Origin of the sequence: Sorangium sp. So ce131 (assembly GCF_051519095.1) — a bacterium.
In the GTDB taxonomy this organism is placed as follows: domain Bacteria; phylum Myxococcota_A; class Polyangia; order Polyangiales; family Polyangiaceae; genus Sorangium.
In genome coordinates, this window is the sequence record NZ_CP150455.1 from 50,391 (window position 1) to 68,675 (window position 18,285).

Below are 18,285 nucleotides of genomic sequence, written 5' to 3' on the forward strand. Positions count from 1 at the left end.
CGGCGCGCCGGCGGATCAAGGGCGCGCGGCGCGCCGGCGGATCAGGGGTGCGCGGTGCTCGAGTCGCCGCCCTGGACCGCGGGCGCGAGCTGGAACCGGCGCTCCTCGCAGGCATAGGCGGTCGGGGTCAGCTCGATCACGGTGTGCAGCGGGATCGGCAGCGTCGGGCACGAGGGCGCGGGGCGGTCCACGAGGTAGGCGTACAGGGCGCGCAGCACGGCCTGGTGGCCGATCACGAGCACGGGCGAGCGCTGGCGCTCGAGCTGGATGATCAGCGGGTCGAGCCGCTGGATGACGTCCTCGTACGACTCGCCGCGCGGGTAGCGGTAGCGGAACTTGTCGGCCGCGCGCGCGTGGAAGACCTCCGGCATCTTCTGGCGGATCTCCTCGTAGGTCATGCCCTCGCAGACGCCGGCGTCGATCTCGTCGAGGGCGCGCCAGGCGACGTGGTTCTGCGAGATCGGGCGCGCGGTCTGGATCGTGCGGCGCAGGGTGCTCGTCCAGACGTTGACGTGCTCGTCGCCGGCCCGCTCGCGGATGAAGACGGAGAGGTTCTTCGCGTACTCCTCGCCGCGCGCGCTGAGATCCGAGTCGCCGCCGAGCAGGCCCTTCTCGTTGAACACGCTCTCGCCGTGGCGCGTCAGCCAGATCGGGTGCGGCGTGAGGTGCATGTTCATGAGGAGCGGGACGAGCCGCGCCGGCAGGTAGCCGTGGATGCGGTTCAGCACGACCTGGCGGCCGACGTCGATGATCTTGATGTAGCTCCGCTCCGGCTCGCCGAGCGGCTCGTAGGCGCGGGCGTAGTGCGCGATGCGCGCGCGGAAGTCGCCGAGCGCCGCCTCGGGATCGACCCCCTGGTAGTCCGGCGAGCGGAGCTTCGTCTCGCGGACGTTGGTCTCGATGATCGACTCGTCGTTGCAGATCGACTCGATGAAGACGACCGGGAAGCCGTGCGCCTGGCACCGCTCGGTGACGAGGTTCCTGCGGGCGCGGGTGCTGTTCGTGGCGTCGTAGATCGCCACCTCGCCGCCCGAGCTGAGCCAGCCGAGGAGGTCGTCGAGCGCCGTCATCGCCATGCCGAGCAGCGCCTGCCGGCCCTCGTTGTTGTCCGGGTCGAAGAACTGGTGCGGCTGCGCGGTGCCGAGGTGCGCGCGGCGGTAGTTGCCGACGTTGAAGAGCCGCGTGGGGTGGCCGAGCCACGAGAGGTACCGCGCGATCTTGCGGGCGATGGATGTCTTCCCGCGCGCAGGCAGGCCCACCATGGCGAGGACGATCGGCGACGAGTCGCGCCCGAGCGAGACCATGAAGGCGTTCTAGCTGATGACGGTACGGCCGGCGACGATCGCGGAGAGGAGCCGGCCGCTCCGCTGTCCGTCGCGCCGGTACGAGAAGAAGCGAGCAGGGTCACACGCGGTGCACCCCCGGACGTCATCGATCGCGCCGTGGTCGAGGCCGGCCTCGGCGAGCTGGGCCCTGAGGATGCGGCGGATGTCGGCGCGCGGGCGCGGGCCGGAGGCGCCGCGGACGATGGCGGCGCCGCCGGCGCTGGAGCAGGCGGCGAGGTCGGCGGCGACGTCCTCGCCGATCTCGAAGCAGCAGGCCTCGATGTGCGGGCCGATCGCCGCGACGAGCTCCGCGCCGGCGCCGGCGAGCGACCTGAGCGCGCGGACCGCCTCGACGACGACCCGGAGCACGGTGCCGCGCCAGCCGCTGTGCACCGCGGCGACGGCGCCGCTCCGGCGATCCGCGACGAGGATCGGGGCGCAGTCGGCGCTGCGGACGCCGCAGCCGACCCCGTTCGCCCGCGATAGTGTGATGTCTCCCACCTCGCGGACGACGTCGTCGCGATCCTCGTCGCCGGCGAGCACCCGCGCCGCGACGCCGTGGACCTGGCTGAGGTAGTAGAGCCGCGCGGCCGGGATGCCGAGGCGACGCGCGGCGCGCTCCAGGTTCTGCCGCACGGCGGCGGGGTCGTCGCCGAGGGCGACGGCGAAGCTGAGGGTGTCCCACGGGGGCGCGCTGACGCCGCCGCGGCGGGTGAAGAAGGCGTGGGAGAAGCCGGCGGCGGCGAGGAGCGGGCTCTCGAGCGCCTCGGCCGCCTCCCCGGGGGCGTGCACTTTTGCGGTCATTTTGGCTGTCACGGCAGGATCCGATGCGTCCGCTGCTTCGGTCATAGACGATACGGGTGGGTTGCGTGGTATTTTCCCGCTCCACGCATGGCTGCCGGTCCGGACCCGAACATCGGTCGAGATCTGCTCGGGGGGCAGTTCCAGATCCTTCAAAAGATCGGCTCCGGCGGAATGGGGTCGGTCTACAAGGCCGCACAGCCGGCGATGAACCGGATGGTGGCGGTGAAGATCCTCCACCCGAAGCTCGCCAACCGAAAGGATCTCGTCTCCCGCTTCCGCCGCGAGGCGCGGGCGATGAGCCACCTCACGCACCCGAACACGGTGAAGGTGCTGCTCTACGGCGAGCTCGAGGACGGCTCGCTGTACATCGTGATGGAGTACCTGGAGGGGAAGAACCTGAACCAGGTGGTCCGCAAGGAAGGGCCGCTGCCGGTCGAGCGCGCGATCCCGATCCTCATCCAGGTCTGCGGCGCGCTGCAGGAGGCGCACATGCAGGGGATCGTGCACCGCGATCTCAAGCCCGAGAACATCTTCCTGTCGACCAACGGCGGGCTGAAGGACTACCCGAAGGTGCTCGACTTCGGCCTCGCGAAGGTGACGGAGCGCGAGCTCAGGCCGGGGTCGGTGATGCTCACGCAGGAGGGCATGGTCTTCGGGACGCCGGAGTTCATGTCGCCCGAGCAGGCGCAGGGCAAGGTGCTCGACGCGCGCAGCGACATCTACTCGCTCGCGACCATCCTCTACGAGGTGCTCACGGGGAAGCTGCCGTTCGAGGCGCGGACGCCGATGGAGTACATCCAGCACCACGTGACGAAGTCGCCGATCCCGCTCGACGAGCGCGTGCCGGGGAAGCAGTTCCCGCCGGGGCTCGGGCTGGTGCTCGCCAAGGCGCTCGAGAAGCGGCCCGAGGACCGCTTCGAGTCGGCGGCCGAGTTCGCGGACGCGCTCAAGCCGTTCGCGGGCGGCGCGGGCAAGGGCTACACGGCGATGATGCCGAAGAACCAGAGCGCGGTGCTCGAGCAGGCGGCGAAGCAGCACGCCGCCGCGCTCCAGGCGAACAAGGCGCCCGCGTCGTCGCCGTTCAAGTCGCCGGCGAAGACGGTGAAGATGGCCCAGGCGCCGCAGGCAGCGTCCCTGGCGGCGCCGAAGCCGCCGCCGGCGCCGCTCGCCAAGGCGGCGGCGAAGCCCGCCGAGGCCAAGCCGCTGCTGCTCGTGGGGATCGCGGCGGGGTGCCTGATCGCGGGCATCCTGATCACCATCGTGGCGATGAAGCTGTTCCAGGGCTGATCCTCGCCCGGATCGCCGCCGGATCGCGGCGAGCCTCCGCGGGCGTGCTAGCGTCGCCGCTCCGGCGCGCCGGGCGCTCTGGATGCGCATCGCGGGCGCCAGCGTTCACGGGGACGGCGTCATGGCCTCGGAGCAATCAGGGAACCCTGGGGGAAACGAGAACGATCCGGCCGGGAAGGCCGGCCCGCAGCAGCACGGGGCAGAGCCGCAAGCGCGGCGGTCCGGTGTGCCAGGGCGAGGGAGCGAGCCGCCGGCGCGAGCGAGCGCGGCGGCGCGGCCAGCGAGCTCGCCGCGGCTCGAGAGCGCGCCGCACATCGCGGGGGCGCCGCGGCTCGAGAGCGCGCCGCACATCGCGGGAGCGCCGCAACCGCCGGACGGCGGGGCCGATCCCGGGCGGCGCGCCAGGATCGCGACCTGGGCGAAGCGCATCGGGATCGCGCTCGCGGCGCTGCTCGTCCTCGCCGCCGTCGCGGTCGTGCTCGTCGTCCAGCACTACGAGGCCGATCTCCCCTCGACCGTCGAGCTCAAGGACTACCGGCCCCCGCAGGTGACGCGCATCCTGGCGCGCGACGGGACCCGCCTCGGCGAGCTCTTCACGGAGCGGCGCACCGTCGTGCGCATCGGCGAGATCCCGAACCAGGTGAAGCTGGCCGCGCTCGCCGCCGAGGACGCGGGCTTCTACGAGCACGCGGGGCTGAACTACCTCGGCATGCTCCGCGCGCTCGCGGTGAACCTCCGGTCGACCCAGACCCGGCAAGGGGCGAGCACGATCACGCAGCAGGTCGTGAAGAACGTCCTGCTCACGCCGGACCGGACCTACAAGCGGAAGGCGCGCGAGATCATCCTCGCCCGCAGGATCGAGCAGGAGCTCACGAAGGACGAGATCCTGGAGCTCTACCTCAACAAGATCTACTTCGGCCACGGCCGCTACGGGGTCGAGGAGGCGAGCCGGTACTACTTCGGCAAGAGCGTGCGCGACGTGACGCTCGCCGAGGCGGCGCTGCTCGCCGCCGTCGTGAAGGGGCCGTCGGTGTACTCGCCCCGGGTCAACCTCGAGCGCGCGGTCGCGCGGCGCGCCTTCGTGCTCGATCAGATGCAGAAGAAGGGCTTCGCGGACGAGGTCCAGGTCGAGCAGGCCAAGCGGGAGCCGGTGGTGCTCGCCATCGAGACCGAGACGCTCGCGGAGCTCGCGCCCGAGGTGGTCGGCGAGGCGCAGCGGATGCTGCGCGAGATCGTCGGGCCGGCCGCGCAGCTCGGCGGCTACACGATCACGACCACGATCGATCCGGCGCTGCAGGCGGCGGCGCGCGCGGCCGTCCGCAAGAACCTCGACGCGTACGCGAAGCGGCACAAGCTGCTCGGGCCGCTCGCGCGGACCAAGAAGGAGCCGCCGCCGTTCGAGGGGACGCCGAGCGGCCACAAGGTGTTCCGGGGGCTCGTCACCGGCGCGGACGACGCCCGGGGGACGCTCTCGGTGCAGGTCGGCTCGCTGCACGGCGCCGTCTCGCTCCGCGGCGCGGAGCGGTACAACCCGAGCGGGCTCGCGCCGAGCAAGTTCGCCGAGCTGAACAAGGTGGTGCGCGTCAGCCTGATCGGCCCCGCGCCGGAGCCCGTCGTCGAGGCGCCCACGCCGGGGCAGGAAGCGGACGAGGCCGCCGCCGGCGAGGCGGCGAAGCGCGCCGCAGGCGGCGCGGCGAAGCCGGCGGCGCCGGTGCCGCTGCGGCTCGAGCTCGGGCCGGAGGGGGCGCTCGTCGCGATCGACGTGCGGACGCGCGAGATCGCCGCGCTCGTCGGCGGCTACGAGGCGGTGCGCGGCGGGCTCGACCGGGCGACGTACGCGCGGCGGCAGCCGGGGTCGACGTTCAAGGCGTTCGTCTACGGCTACGGGATCCACGCGCGCACGCTGACGCCGGCGACGATCCTCGAGACCAACCCGCTCGCCGTCGCCGGGTACAAGCCGCAGAACCACGACGAGAGCGAGGGGCAGTCGCCGGCGCGGCTGCGCGAGGCGGTGGCGCACAGCGTGAACGTGGCCGCGGTGTCGGCGCTGTCGCGCGTCGGCGCCTCGAACGTGGTCGCGTTCGCGAACGCGCTCGGGATCCAGTCGAAGCTCGGCACGGACCTGTCGCTCGCGCTCGGCTCGTACGAGGTGACGCCGCGCGAGATGGCGGCGGCGTACGCGAGCATCGCCGCGGGGGGCGTCCACGAGCAGCCGGTCCTGATCACGAAGATCGTGGGCCCCGACGGGGCGGAGCTGCCGCTGCCGCGGCGCCCGCCCGCGCACCGCGTGATGGAGGAGGCGGAGGCCTACGTGCTCACGAGCGTGCTGACGTCCGTCGTGCAGAGCGGGACCGCCAGGCAGGCGCGCTCGCTCGGGCGGCCGATCGCCGGCAAGACGGGGACGACGAACCAGTCGAAGGACGCCTGGTTCGTCGGCTACTCGACCGACATCGCCTGCGCGGTGTGGACCGGCTACGACGACGCCGCGCCGCTCGGCGCGGGCGAGGTGGGCGCGACGGCGGCGCTGCCGGCGTTCGTGGAGTTCATGAAGCAGGCGCATGCGAAGCGCCCCGCGGCCGACTTCCCCGTGCCGAACGGGATCGTGCGCGTGAAGATCGATCCGCAGACAGGCCTGCTCGCGCGCGAGGGGCAGGAAGACGCGATCGAGGAGGTGTTCGTCGCCGGCACGGAGCCGGCCGAGGAGGCGTCGGTCCCCGAGGCGGACGCGGGCGCGGAGGGCGCCGACGCGGGGGCGCCGGGAGAGCTCCAGGGCGCCGCGGAAGCGCCGGCGCCTGGTGAGAAGCCCGCCGAGCCGACGCGTCCGGCGCAGCCCGGGGCGGCGCCGGGCGAGCCGGAGCACGCGCCGGAGCCGGGGACGCTGCCGACCCCGGAGCCGGGGACGCTGCCGGCCGGCGACATGGCGCCGCCGCCGTTCTGAGCGGCGGCGGTCGACCCGTCACGGCGTGGGCGCCGGGATCTCCTCGCCGTCGCGGCGCTGCTCGACCTGGCCTCCGTCGGGGACGACACGGACGAGGGCCTTCGACGTGGCGCGCGCGACGAGGCGCCGCAGGAGCTGCTTGGCGCCGATCGCCCCGCCTGCGCCCACCGCGAAGACGATCGGCGCGGCGGCGCCGCCCGTCACCGCGACGAGGCCCGCCGCGAGCAGCACGCCGGCGCCCGTCGCCACCGCGCCCGTCGAGGCCTCCTGGGCCGTGTGCACGAGCGCCTGCTGCTTCGTCATCTCGCCGCGCTGGTAGGCGGTGAGCCCCGCGTACGCGCCGAACGCGCCGTCGACGACGAACCCGATCCCGGCCGCCTTGCCGGCGCCCTTCAGCACCTCCCGGCCCGCGGCCTTCATCACCTCGCGGGTGAGCGCCCTGGCCGCGGCCACCGGAGCCCCCTCGGCGAGCGCCGCCTGGCCCACCTGCCGCGCCGCCTCCGTGACGCCGAGCGCGCCCGCTTGTGCTCCGCCCTCGCGCGCCAGCGAGAGGCCCGGCGCGAGCGCGTCCACCACCGCCGTGGTGTTGTCGACCAGCACGCGCCGCAGGCCCTCCCGCGCGCCCTCGTCGAGCAGCCCCTTGCCGGCCCCGGCGAACAGCGCCTCCGCCGACCCGCGGACGGCGACGGCGCCGCTCCCTGCCACCGAACCCAGGATCTTGTTTCGCAGCGAGCTCATCTCGACCTCCGCCGTGTTCGCGACGCCTCCCAGGGGGTAGCGCTCCAGGCTGGAAAAACAAGCTCGGCCGCGCCCGCGCGCCGGCATCAGAACCGCACGAGCAGCCGCGAGCCGAGGCCCCCCGGCGACGGCGAGAGCGAGAGCTCCGCCGCCGGCTGCTTGTTGCCGGTCGCGGGCGGCGTCTGCCCGGAAGGGCTCAGCAGGAGCAGCGTGACGCCGGCGCCGAGCCCGACGATCCCCACGCCGGCGAAGACGCTGGCGAGGGTCGAGGCGGTCGAGCCGGTCCGGTGCTCGTCCGCGAGCTCCGGCGGGCACACGTAGGTGCCCCCGGCGCGCGTGCACCCGTCCTCGACGGCCGACAGCGCGCTCGCGCGCACGGCGGCGGCCACGACGGTGGCGATCGCGCTCGCGCCGCCGACGCCGAGCGCGACGTAGCCCGCGACGCGGTAGCCGCTGGACGACGAGGAGGAGCCGAGCGGCGCGGGCGCGTCCGGCGCGGCGCGCGGGCCGGGCGGCGCCGGGACGGTGAGCGTCACGACGCGGCGGGCGCCGGGGGTGAGATCCACGCGCTCGGTGAGCGGCGCGGCGCCGCCGTAGAACAGCTCGACCGTGTGCGGGCCGAGATCGCGCTCCAGCTCGACGCCGAGCAGCCTCGGATCGATGGGCTTGCCGTCCAGCGCCACGCGGACGTTCGGGGTCCGCTCGGCGCCGCGCACCTCCAGCGTCAACGTCGCGACCTTGTCGCCCAGCGCCCGGAAGCGGCCCTCGGCGTCCTCGCTCCACCCGGCGTACTTCGCCTCCGTGGACTGGAGCGCGGCGCGCCGGAGATCCCACCAGTCCCGCCGCGCCGAGGCGTAGAGGCCCAGCGCCTCCTCGCACTCGGCGATGTTCCGCAGCGCGCCGAGGCCCTCGGGGTAGACCTCCAGCGCGCGCCGGAAGGCGAGGATCGCAGGCTCGCACTGGCCGGCGCTGCGCAGCTCGCGGCCCCGGGCGAACAGCGTCTTCGCGTCCTCCTCGGCGCCGGCGGCGCGCGCGGGCGCGGGCGCCGCCGCGAGCAGGGCGGCGCCCGCGAGCGCGAGGAGGTGTCGCTCAAAGGATCTCACTCTTGTCGATCTCCTTGCGGCGAGGGATGGCAGGCGGGGGCGGCGTCCTCGGCGCGGCCGTCGCGGTGGCGCGGGGAGCGGCCCTGTCGCCCGCAGGGCGGGGCCAGGTCGAGCGCGGCTGCGCGGACGCGGCCGCCGACGCGGCCTCCGGCGCAGGCGGAGCGACGGGCGCCTCCGCGGCGGCCGGCGGCTGCGCCGCGGGCGCCGCCGCGGAGGGACCCGCCGCGGCCGCGGACGGCAGCTGCGACGGCGGCCGCGACGCGAGCTCCTGGAGCGCGCCGCGCACCCCGGGGGACACGCGCCGCGCGGCTGCCTGCGCGGGGCGCGGCGCGTCCAGGAAGCGCGAGGCGACGAGGGCGGCGGCGGCGACCGTGCTCGCGCTGGCCAGCGCCACCGCCGCCAGCGCGGCGACCGGACGCCGCGCTCGCGCGGGCGACGCCGAGAGCGCGGCGCGGTAGGCGCGGGCCATCTCGCCCACCGAGGCGAACCGCCGCGCCGGCTCCTTCGCGAGGGCGCGCGCGAACCACCCGTCGAGCCCCCTCGGGAGCGACCGCCGGATCTTCGTGGCAGGCTCGATCTCGCGCGTGCTGATCGCGATGATGATCTCCGCGATGGTGTCGCCCTGGAAAGGCGGCCAGTCCGTCAGCACCTCGTAGGCGAGCACGCCGAGCGCCCAGATGTCGGAGTGCGCGTCGACCTCGAGCGGCGACGTGAGCTGCTCCGGGCTCATGTAGTTCGGCGAGCCCAGCATGACGTGCTCGTCGGTCTCCTTGGGCCGATCCAGGCCGAGATTGCCGCGGATCGCCTTCGCGATGCCGAAATCCGCGACCTTCACCGCCGGCGCGCCGTCGGGGTCCTCGAAGAGCATCACGTTGGACGGCTTCAGGTCGCGGTGCACGATCCCGAGCTCGTGCGCGACGGTGAGCGCGTCCGCGATCTGATCGAGCAGGTCCGCGAAGCGCAGCGGATCGATCGGGCCCTTCTCGGTCACCTCGGCGTACAGCGTCCGTCCCTTCACGTACTCCATCACGAGGTACGGGATGTCGTCGTGGACCCCGGCGTCGTACACCGCGACGATGTGCCGCGTGCGCGCGCTCAGGCGGGCGGAGATCTGCGCCTCGAACCGGAACCTCTCGAGGATGGTCCGGCTCCGCTCCGGGTCGCCGGTCAACGTGACGCTGAGGAACTTGATGGCGAGCTCGGTCTTGAGGTGCACGTGCGCGGCGAGCCAGACCTCCGCCATGCCCCCGCGCCCGAGCGGGCGGACCAGGCGGTATTTGCCCTCGACGAGCTCGTCCGGCTCGTGCTGCCAGATGTCCGATTCGTCTGCGGAGGGCGCCTTGACCGTCCCGTGCGAGCTGACCCGGAGGGTCGTCGGCGTTCGGCGCGAGGCGGCGTCCACGCCTTGAAGGATAGTGGATGGCGCCTGCGGGAACGGCACTATTCGACGGCGCTCGCGCGCGGGTGCCGCGGAGCGTAGGCCCGGAGCGCCGAGGTTCGTTCCACGGCGCGCGCGGCGCGAGGCCCGGGCTCGCGGAGCGCGGGGCCGGCCTGCTACTCGGCGGCGTCGGCGAAGAGCTCCGCGGGCGCGGCGTGGGGCAGCGGCGCCGCTGCTCCCACCTCGAGCGCGTCGAGCGCAGCGCAGAGCAGCGCGTGCACGCCGGGGACGACGTTGTCGATCGCCGCGTCGGCCTCCCGCGGGTTCAGCCACCAGAACGGGTTCAGCAGCCGGCGGAGATCGCGGTAGGAGCGCGAGGGGCGGCTCACCTCGACCGTGAACGCGAGCGCGCCGAGGTTCGCGTCCAGCCAGTCGTCCATGTCGCCGACCGTCGGGTACCAGTCCGCCGCCTGCCGGACCGCGTACGGCTCGCGCGGCAGCGCGCGGCAGAAGGCGTCGCCGAGCGCGCGGTACAGCGGCGCGCGCGGGTTGGGCGCGGCCGTGTGCGCCCACGGATACACGAGGAGGTTGCCGCAGCTGTGGAAGCCGAGCGCGAGCGCGGGCCTCGTCTCCAGCGCGACGTCGCGCAGGGCGCGCGACTCGGGCTCGGAGAAGGCGTGGGGGCCGGTGTAGTGCGGCGACCAGCGGAGCCGCGAGCCCGCGAACGGGTGCAGCGGCCGCGACGCGGACAGCGGCGCGAAGTTCCGGTTCAGGTCCACGCCGCGGGCGTTGCACCGCTGGGCCGCCACCCGATCGCTGCCGAGGCGCTCCAGGTTCTCCGCCACCGCGTCGGGGTTGACCACCGGCACGACCACGAGCCGCGCCCGCGCCGCCGCGCCGCCACGCCCGCTCGCCAGGATGGCCCGGACCGCGTCGAGCAACGCCAGCCCGCCGATCAGCTCGACGCCGTGCATGAGCGACGTCAGCAGGATCGTCGGCCCGCGCGGGTCGCCGAAGTCATACCGCCGTAACGGTCTCCCGTTCGCGGACGTCCCGACCGTCATCTCCCGTCCACCATAGGCGTTCGCCAGGCGCGCCCAGGAGTCGTCAATCTGCGGAAGATCCGCGTAGCGCCCGAGGAGGTGGAGAGAGCATGCCATCCCAGTGTCGTTGATGTGACACCGGGGTGGCGGCGGACGCCAGCGGATTGAGCCGCCGCGCGGCGCGGCGGAGGGGCGCGTCAGGCGCGTCGGTCGGGCCGTTGCGCGTGGTTGCGCGTGGTTGCGCGTGGTTGCGCGTCGTTGCGCGTGGTTGCGCGTCGTTGCGCGTCGTTGCGCGTCGTTGCGCGTCGTTGCGTCTGATTGCGTCAGCGCATCAGGGCGATCCCTTCTTCGCGGCCAGGAGGGCGAGGCCCTCGAACAGGAGATGCGCGCCGAGATGGAGGGTCATGTCGGCGTGGTCGAGCGCGGGACACACCTCGACGAGATCCATGCCCACCAGGTTGATCCCCGCGAGGCCACGGAGGAGCTGGATCGCCTCGCGCGAGGTCAGCCCGCCGGGCACCGGCGTGCCGGTGCCCGGGGCGAAGGCGGGATCGATGCCGTCGATGTCGAACGACAGGTAGACCGGCGCGTCGCCTACGGCGGCCGCGATCGCGGCCGCGACCGCGCTGGCGCCGTCGTCGTCGATCCGGTCCATGTCGTACATCGTCGCCCCGGCGTGCGCCGCGAACGCGCCCTCCTCGGGGTGGCCCCACGTCGCGCGGATGCCGATCTGGTGGAGCGCGCCGCGCGCGAGGAGGCCTTCGTCGATCGCATTGCGGAACGGCGTGCCGTGGTGGAACGGCTCGCCCCACACCTCCGAGGTGCTCGTGTCGAGGTGGGCGTCGACGTGGACGACGGCGACGGGGCCGTGGTGCCGCGCGAGCGCGCGGAGCACGGGGAGCGCAATGGAGTGATCGCCGCCGACGACGAACGGGACCGCGCCCGCCGAGACCACCTCGTCGACCGCGGCCTGGATCAGGTCGCGGACGGACTCGGCATGGAAGGGCGGGAAGGCGACATTGCCGCCGTCGAGCACGTTGAGCGCGCGGAACACGTCGATCCGGTGGCCGGGGTGAAACGACTGCACGAGCGCGCTCACGCGGCGCAGCTCGTAGGGGGCGAAGCGCGCGCCCGGGCGGTAGGTGACGCTCCCGTCCCAGGGGACGCCGAGGAGCACGGCGTCGGCGCCGGCGTAGGCCGCGGCGCCGGCCTCGTGGAACGCCGCGGTCGCGAGGCGGAAGAAGGGGGTTTGCCCGTGCCGCAAATAGGCGGCTGCACGTTGCTGAGGCATGAGAACTCCTAGAGGCTCAAGAGGTCCACGATGACGGCGCGGGCGCGCTCGGCGAGCTCGGCCGCGCCCCCGTGCTCGCCGAGCGGCGGACCGAAGGTGACGAAGGCGGTCGCCTCGCGGCGGCGGGCGAAGCGGAGGTAATGGGGGACGAAGGTCTCGTCGCCCGCCCAGCAGAGCTCCGGGGCGTCGTAGGTGACCGCCGCGGGCACGATCGGGACGCCCGCGATGCGGGCGAGGCCGAAGATGCCTTTGCGGAAGGGGAGGACCTCCTCGCCGCGCGTGGTGGAGCCCTCCGGGAAATTCAGCACCGGGACGCCGTGGCGCAGGGCGCGGAGCGCGCCCCGGAGCACCCGCGCGCCGCTCGCCGGGCGCGCGCGGTCGACGAGCATCACGCCGAGCTCGCGCGCGCGGTCGCCGATGAGAGGCCAGCCGCCGACCTCCTGCTTCGCGATCGCGGTGCAGGGGGTGAGCGACGCGAGGACGATCGGGTCGAGGTAACTCACGTGGTTCGCCACGAGCACGAACGGCGGCTCGGGCGGGGAGCCGGTCACGCGGACGCGCAGGGCGTGCATCGCGCAGAGATCCTGCGTGACCCGGTGAAGGAGGTGCGCCCTGGCGCGGGCGCGGTAGGCAGGCACCTCGGGCAGCCGGCTCGTCCGGAGCACCGTGTCGAGCGCGAGCCCCATCACGCCGGAGACCCGGCGCGCGACGGAGAACGCCTCGGTCCACAACCCGTCGAGAGGCCCGCCCAGGCGGCGGCCGGCGTCCAGCGGAGCGGTGGTCGTCATGGTCCGTCCGCCTCAGGCCAGCGCCGCCGCCGAGGCCATCGCGCCGCCCTCCGCCGGCCGCGGCTCCGCCGCGCCGACCGGGCGGTCGACGAGCCCCACCTTCTCGAAGCGGGCGCGGAGGGCCATGAAGGCGTCGCGATCGATGCGCGAGATGATGCGCGGGTGGCCGGTGCCATAGAAGTCGGGGCGGACCTCGATCTCCTTCGCGCCGAGCATCGCGTGGAGCGCCCGCGCGGCGTGGTTGTCCTCCTCGACGGTGAACCAGCACGACTCCGCCCAGCCGAGGATCGAGCCGACGAACGCGCGGAGCAGCGTGTGCGTCGCCCGGGACCCCTGGTACGCGGGGAGGACGGCGAGCGTCGTGCAATAGACCTCCTTGCCGCGCGCGAACGAGAGCAGGTAACCCGCAGGCTTGCCCGCGGCCTCGACGACGAAGCAGGAATCCTTGAAGAAGTCGCAGCAAAGACGGATGTAATACCGCCCGAGCTCCCCTTCTCCAGCGCTCCCGAAGAGCGTCGATTCCATTTCCATCAGCGTCGAAAAGTCATCGCTCCGGAGCGTGCGCGCCACATAACGGCTCATTGTTGCGCCTCCTACCGTGGTTGGCTTGCTGTGCGGCGGGCAGGATGGCGGCAATCGGTGGAGAACAGGTCACAGAATCCCCGAGGTTGAGCGGCAGCCCGGGGGCGGCGGCGCGTCAGAATGGATGTCGGCGCGCGTAGGGAAGGTGCCAGAGGCGCACTGGCCTGGTCACGGCTTGCGCGACAGCACCGCGGCGGGGATCTCGCGCGCGATCCGGGCGGCCGCGCGCGCCGCGTCGCGGACGGCCGCGAGCGCCGAGGTCGCGCGCCATCCGCCGGTCACGCCGGTCCAGTGTTTCATCGGCGCGAAGATGTTGCCGTCCGTGTGCGGCGCGGCGCGGTCGAGGAACGTCGCGCCCGTCATGTAGGCCGCCAGCACCCGCTCGGTGAGGCCCGGCAAGGCGAAGAACGCCGCGGTGATGATGCGGCCGGCGGCGCCGACGTAGACGTCGCGCCGCGGACGCTCGGCGAGGGAGATCATCGCCGCGACGACCCGCTCGGGGGAGAGCACCGGCCGCATCGGCTGGACGGCACGGCCGGTGTAGTTTCCCGCGTGCTGGTAGATCGGGGTGTCGACCGACGCCGGCAGGATCGTGCAGACGTGGATGTCCGGGGCGTCGGCGAGCTCTTGCCTCAAGCAGGAGGCGAGGCCGACGACTCCGAACTTGGAGATCACGTAGGCGCTCATCGTCGGCCCGCCGAACTTGCCGAGGGCAGAGGCGTTGTGGATGAGCACTCCCGAGCCCTGCGCGCGGAAATACGGCAGCACGGCCCGCGCCCCGTGCAGGGCGCCGAACAGGTTCGTCTCGATGACCTGACGGTAGGTGTCGTAGGGCGCCTCGTCCGCGCGCGCATAGAGGAACACCGCGGCGTTGTTCACCCAGACGTCGATCCTGCCGAACGCCTCGCACGCGAGGCGGGCGAGGTCCCTGACCGCGCACTCGTCCCGCACGTCCGTGGGGACGGCGAGCGCCGGATGGCCGACGCTGGCGCACTCGGCGGCCACCTCCGCGAGGGCCGACGCGTTCCGCGCGGCGACGACCACCCTCGCGCCCCGGCGCGCGAACGCGATCGCCGCGGCTCGACCAATTCCCGAGGACGCCCCGGTGATAACCACCACCGCATCGCGAACACACTTCCGCATGACTGACAACCTCCCGCGCGGTCTGCTCCTCGCCACGAGGAGAGCAATGCGCGGGCCACGAGAGGCTGGCGGTCGCTGCGGACGTGATCGCCGATCTCGATAGAAACGGTGAGCGTGGTGGGTAGATAAGAAGTTGAACGCAAAGGCGCAAAGGCGCAAAGGCGCAAAGAAGAGGTAGAGAAGGCTTCTTTCTTCTCCTTGCGTCTTTGCGCCTTTGCGCCTTTGCGTTTTTTCTCTCTCTTCAGTCGTAGAAGCGCTTGCCCGTCCTCGCCGCCTCGACGAGCGCCGGCGCGGGGGCCCAGCGCTTGCCGAAGCGCCGCTCGTAGATCTCGATGCGGCGGAGCACGTCGGCGGCGCCGAGGGTGTCGACGTAGCGGAACGGGCCGCCGCGGAACGGCGGGAAGCCGAGGCCGAAGATCGCGCCGATGTCGCCGTCGCGCGGGCCGCGGAGGATGCCCTCGCCGAGGCAGTGCAGCGCCTCGTTCACGAGCTGGAGCGAGCACCGCATCTGGATCTCCTCGACCGGGACCGGCGGCTTGTCCTTCGCCTTCGGCACCGGCAGGCCGAGCACCGCGTAGACGCTCTCGTCCGGGTGCTTGCCCTTGCCCTTCTTCCTCGCCGCCGCGCCGTACAGGTACATGCCCCGCTCGTTCTTGCGGCCCTTGCGGTCGTCGGCGACCAGCTTGGCCATCGTCGGCGGCGGGGAGAGCCGGTCGCCGAACGCCTCGATCATGATCGGGCCGACATGCGCGGCCACGTCGATGCCGACCTCGTCGAGCAGCGCGAGCGGTCCGACAGGCCAGCCCCACGCGACCAGCGCCCGGTCGATCTGCTCGATCGCGACCCCCTCGGCGAGCAGCCAGCTCGCCTCGTTCATGTACGGGCCGAGGATGCGGCTCGTGTAGAAGCCGACGCCGTCGTTCACGACGATGACCGTCTTGCCCTGCCGCTTGCCGACCGCGACCGCCGTCGCGACCACCTCGGGCGACGTCTGCGGCGTCCGGATGACCTCGAGCAGCGGCATCTTGTGCACGGGGCTGAAGTAATGCATCCCGACGACGTTCTCGGGACGCCGGGACGCGGCCGCGATCCGGGCGATCGGGATCGAGGACGTGTTCGACGCGAAGATGAGGTCGTCCTTGCCGTTCGCCTCGACGTCGCGCAGGACCGCGTGTTTGACCGCGAGATCCTCGAAGACGGCCTCGATCACGAGGTCGGCGCCGCGCAGGCCGGAGCTGTCCGTGGTGGTCGTGAGCAGCGCGAGCTGCTGATCGCGCTCCAGCGGGGTGAGCTGCTTCTTCTTCACCCGCTCGGCGAGGATGTCGGTCACGTACTTGAGCCCGCGGCCGAGCGACACGTCGTCGCGGTCCTTGAGGCGCACCGGGATGCCGGCGCTCAGGCTGACGGAGGTGATGCCGGCGCCCATCAGGCCGGCGCCGAGCATCGCGATCTTCTCGACCTTCCTCGGCTGCACGACGGGGTCGTCCACGCCGGTGTCCTTCTTCAGCGCCGTCGTCGCGAAGAAGAGCTCCATCAGCCGGTGCGCCGTGCTCGAGACCGCGAGCTCGCCGAAGGCGCGGGCCTCGGCGGCCTTCGAGGCCTCGAGGCCCCGGTCGGCGTAGGTCCGGAGCACCTCGATGATCCGCTCGGGCGCCGGGTAGTGCCCGCCGGTCTTCTCCCGCGCCTGCTTCTGCGCCTGCTGGAACAGGACGGACCGGCCGATCGGGTTCTGCTCGAGCGCCGCCCTCGTCAGCGCGGCGGCGTCGAGCTTCGGGCCCTTCTTCTTCGCCGCGCGGTCCGGCCGGAGCGGCGCGCCGGCTTCGACACGCGCGAGCTTCAGCGCGAGCGCGGCGGCCGTCTCGCGGAGGATGGGCGCGGGGACCACGTCGTCGGCGACGCCGAGCTGCCGCGCCTTCGACGGCCGCATGTTCTTGCCGGTGAGGCCGTGATCGAGCGCCGCCTGCAGCCCGGCGCGCTCGGCGAGCCGCTGGAGCCCGTTCAGCCCGGGGAGCAGGCCGAGCTGCACCTCGGGCAGGCCGAGCACCGTCTTGCGGTCGTCGCTGAGCACCCGGCCGTGGCAGGCGAGCGCCACCTCGAAGCCGCCGCCGAGCGCGGCGCCGTGGACCGCGGCGACGATCGGCTTGGGCGAGGCCACGAGCCGCTGGATCGCCGCGTGGCCGGCCCGGCAGAGCGCCTCGGCCTCGGCCGCCGTCGTGACGCTCTTCAGGAGCTCGATGTCGGCGCCCGCGATCCAGGTGTCGGGCTTGCCGGAGACGAGGATGGCGGCCTTGATGCGCGGATCGCCCGCGATCTCGGCCATGATCCGCTCGAGATCGGCCGCGAACGTGGGCTTGAGCGTGTTGACCGCCTCGCCCGGGACATCGTAGGTGACGACGGCCACGCCGTCGGGGCGGACCTCCAGGGAGATCGGGCCGCGCTCCGCGGGGGGCGGCGTCGCGGGATCGAGGGGCGTCGTCATGCTGCCTCCAGGACGACGGCGGCGCCGAGGCCGCCCGCCGCGCAGACGGTGAGGAGCGCGTGCTGGCCGCCGCGCTTCTTGAGCTCGCGGAGCGTCGAGAGCACCATGCGCCCGCCGGTGGCCGCGAAGGGGTGGCCGAGCGCGATCGAGCCGCCGTTCACGTTGAGCCGGTCCGGGTCGACCTCGCCGACGGCCTCGGACCGGCCGAGCTTCTCCGCGGCGAACGTCGGCGAGGCGAGCGCCTTCAGGTTGGACGCGACCTGGGCGGCGAAGGCCTCGTGCATGTCGACGAGATCCATGTCGCGGAGCGAGAGGCCGGCGCGGTCGAGCGCGCGCGGGACGGCGAGCACCGGGGCCATGAGCAGCTGCCAGCCCGGGTCGACGGCCGCGTAGGACCACGACTTGACGTAGCCGAGCGGCTGGTAGCCGAGCGCCTTGGCCCGGGACTCGCGCATGAGGAGCAGGGCGCTCGCGCCGTCGGTGAGCGGCGACGCGTTGCCCGCGGTGATCGTGCCGTGCCGCCGGTCGAAGGCGGGCGAGAGCTTCTCGTAGGCCTCGAGGGTGGAGTCGTCCCGGACCACGTTGTCGCGCTCGACCGGCTTGTCGTAGGGCGGGGGGAGGACGTGCATGACCTCGGCCGCATACGTGCCGTCGCGCCAGGCGCGGGCGGCGTTCGTGTGCGAGCGGTGGGCGATCGCGTCCTGCTCGGCGCGCGAGATCCCGTTCTGCTTGGCCATCTTCTCGGCGGCCTCGCCCATCTGCTCGCCGGTGGTCGGCTCGCGGGAGAAGCCCGGGATCGGGGGGACGAGATCCTTCAGCGAGAGGCGGGAGAGGGCCTTCAGCTTGCCCTGGACCGTCTTCTGCTTCTGGAGGTCGGTCAGCGCGGCGGCGAGCTTCCTGGAGACGCCGAGCGGGACGTCGCTCATGCTGTCGGCGCCGCCGACGACCGCGACGTCGTGCTGGCCGGCGAGCATCGCCTCGGCGGCGCTCGTCATGGCCTGGAGCGAGGTCGCGCAGGCGCGCGAGACGCTGTAGGCGTCGATGTCCTTGGGCAGGCCCGTGCGCAGCACGACCTCGCGCGCGATGTTGAGCCAGTCGAGCGTCGGCACCACCTGGCCGTAGACGACGAGCGTGACGTCGCGCGGGTTCACCTCGCTCCGCTGGATGAGCTCCTTCACCACCGTGGCGGCGAGATCGACCGTGCGCAGCGCCCTCTGGGCCGTGCCCGCCTTGGTGAACGGCGTGCGCAGCCCCGCCACGACCGCCACCCGGTCCTCGCCGCCCATCCCCATCGTGCCTGAAGCCATGCCGACTCCTCTCCTGCCGCGTCCTGCCGCGAGCGCGCCCCGCGCCGCCCCCGGATCCCGGCCGGAAAGCAGCCCACCC

At 73.3% G+C, this 18,285-nt stretch carries 14 protein-coding genes; 2 read left to right on the top strand and 12 right to left on the bottom strand.

Features of this window, described 5'->3' with window-relative positions; translation table 11 throughout:
• Positions 1-41: 41 nt before the first annotated feature.
• Entirely contained in the window at positions 42-1,304 is a 1,263-nt protein-coding gene (locus tag WMF43_RS00185) for a bifunctional nucleoside/nucleotide kinase/histidine phosphatase family protein (protein WP_437676475.1), read from the bottom strand.
• Positions 1,305-1,313: 9 nt separating this feature from the next.
• Positions 1,314-2,129: a peptidoglycan editing factor PgeF gene (gene pgeF, locus WMF43_RS00190; protein WP_437676477.1), complete on the bottom strand. Its 816-nt coding sequence runs from the start codon at positions 2,127-2,129 to the stop codon at positions 1,314-1,316.
• Positions 2,130-2,216: 87 nt separating this feature from the next.
• Between pgeF and WMF43_RS00195 the strand changes: the two genes are divergently transcribed.
• Complete coding sequence (locus tag WMF43_RS00195; protein ID WP_437676479.1) at positions 2,217-3,416, top strand: serine/threonine-protein kinase; 1,200 nt, start codon at positions 2,217-2,219, stop codon at positions 3,414-3,416.
• Between the two features lie 121 nt (positions 3,417-3,537).
• On the top strand, positions 3,538-6,354 hold the full coding sequence (locus WMF43_RS00200) for a PBP1A family penicillin-binding protein (protein WP_437676480.1): 2,817 nt from the start codon (positions 3,538-3,540) through the stop codon (positions 6,352-6,354).
• 18 nt (positions 6,355-6,372) lie between these two features.
• On the opposite strand, the gene WMF43_RS00205 is transcribed toward WMF43_RS00200, so the two are convergent.
• The 10 genes from WMF43_RS00205 to fadI form a co-directional block, all read right to left on the bottom strand.
• Complete coding sequence (locus WMF43_RS00205) at positions 6,373-7,092, bottom strand: hypothetical protein (RefSeq protein ID WP_437676482.1); 720 nt, start codon at positions 7,090-7,092, stop codon at positions 6,373-6,375.
• 86 nt (positions 7,093-7,178) lie between these two features.
• The gene (locus WMF43_RS00210) at positions 7,179-8,195 is read right to left on the bottom strand and encodes a tetratricopeptide repeat protein (protein ID WP_437676484.1); all 1,017 of its coding nucleotides are present in this window, start codon (positions 8,193-8,195) and stop codon (positions 7,179-7,181) included.
• Positions 8,182-9,597, bottom strand: a complete 1,416-nt coding sequence (locus WMF43_RS00215) for a serine/threonine-protein kinase (protein ID WP_437676485.1) — start codon at positions 9,595-9,597, stop codon at positions 8,182-8,184. Before WMF43_RS00215 ends, WMF43_RS00210 begins: the two co-directional genes overlap by 14 nt.
• Positions 9,598-9,749: 152 nt before the next feature.
• Complete coding sequence (locus WMF43_RS00220; RefSeq protein ID WP_437676487.1) at positions 9,750-10,733, bottom strand: M14 family metallopeptidase; 984 nt, start codon at positions 10,731-10,733, stop codon at positions 9,750-9,752.
• Positions 10,734-10,947: 214 nt separating this feature from the next.
• Positions 10,948-11,907, bottom strand: coding sequence for an agmatinase (gene speB, locus WMF43_RS00225; protein ID WP_437676489.1), 960 nt, complete (start codon positions 11,905-11,907; stop codon positions 10,948-10,950).
• Positions 11,908-11,915: 8 nt separating this feature from the next.
• The gene (locus WMF43_RS00230) at positions 11,916-12,695 is read right to left on the bottom strand and encodes a lysophospholipid acyltransferase family protein (RefSeq protein ID WP_437676490.1); all 780 of its coding nucleotides are present in this window, start codon (positions 12,693-12,695) and stop codon (positions 11,916-11,918) included.
• 12 nt (positions 12,696-12,707) lie between these two features.
• Positions 12,708-13,277 (bottom strand): GNAT family N-acetyltransferase, encoded by a 570-nt coding sequence (locus WMF43_RS00235; protein ID WP_437676492.1) that lies wholly within the window; start codon positions 13,275-13,277, stop codon positions 12,708-12,710.
• Between the two features lie 168 nt (positions 13,278-13,445).
• Positions 13,446-14,420 carry an SDR family oxidoreductase gene (locus WMF43_RS00240; RefSeq protein WP_437676493.1) on the bottom strand — a complete coding sequence of 325 codons (975 nt, stop codon included), beginning with the start codon at positions 14,418-14,420 and terminating at the stop codon, positions 13,446-13,448.
• 241 nt (positions 14,421-14,661) lie between these two features.
• A complete protein-coding gene (gene fadJ, locus WMF43_RS00245; protein ID WP_437676495.1) occupies positions 14,662-16,899 on the bottom strand; it encodes a fatty acid oxidation complex subunit alpha FadJ in 2,238 nt (745 codons plus the stop codon).
• Entirely contained in the window at positions 16,896-18,206 is a 1,311-nt protein-coding gene (fadI, locus tag WMF43_RS00250) for an acetyl-CoA C-acyltransferase FadI (RefSeq protein ID WP_437676497.1), read from the bottom strand. The genes fadJ and fadI overlap by 4 nt, the downstream gene beginning before the upstream one ends.
• Between the last annotated feature and the right edge of the window lie 79 nt (positions 18,207-18,285).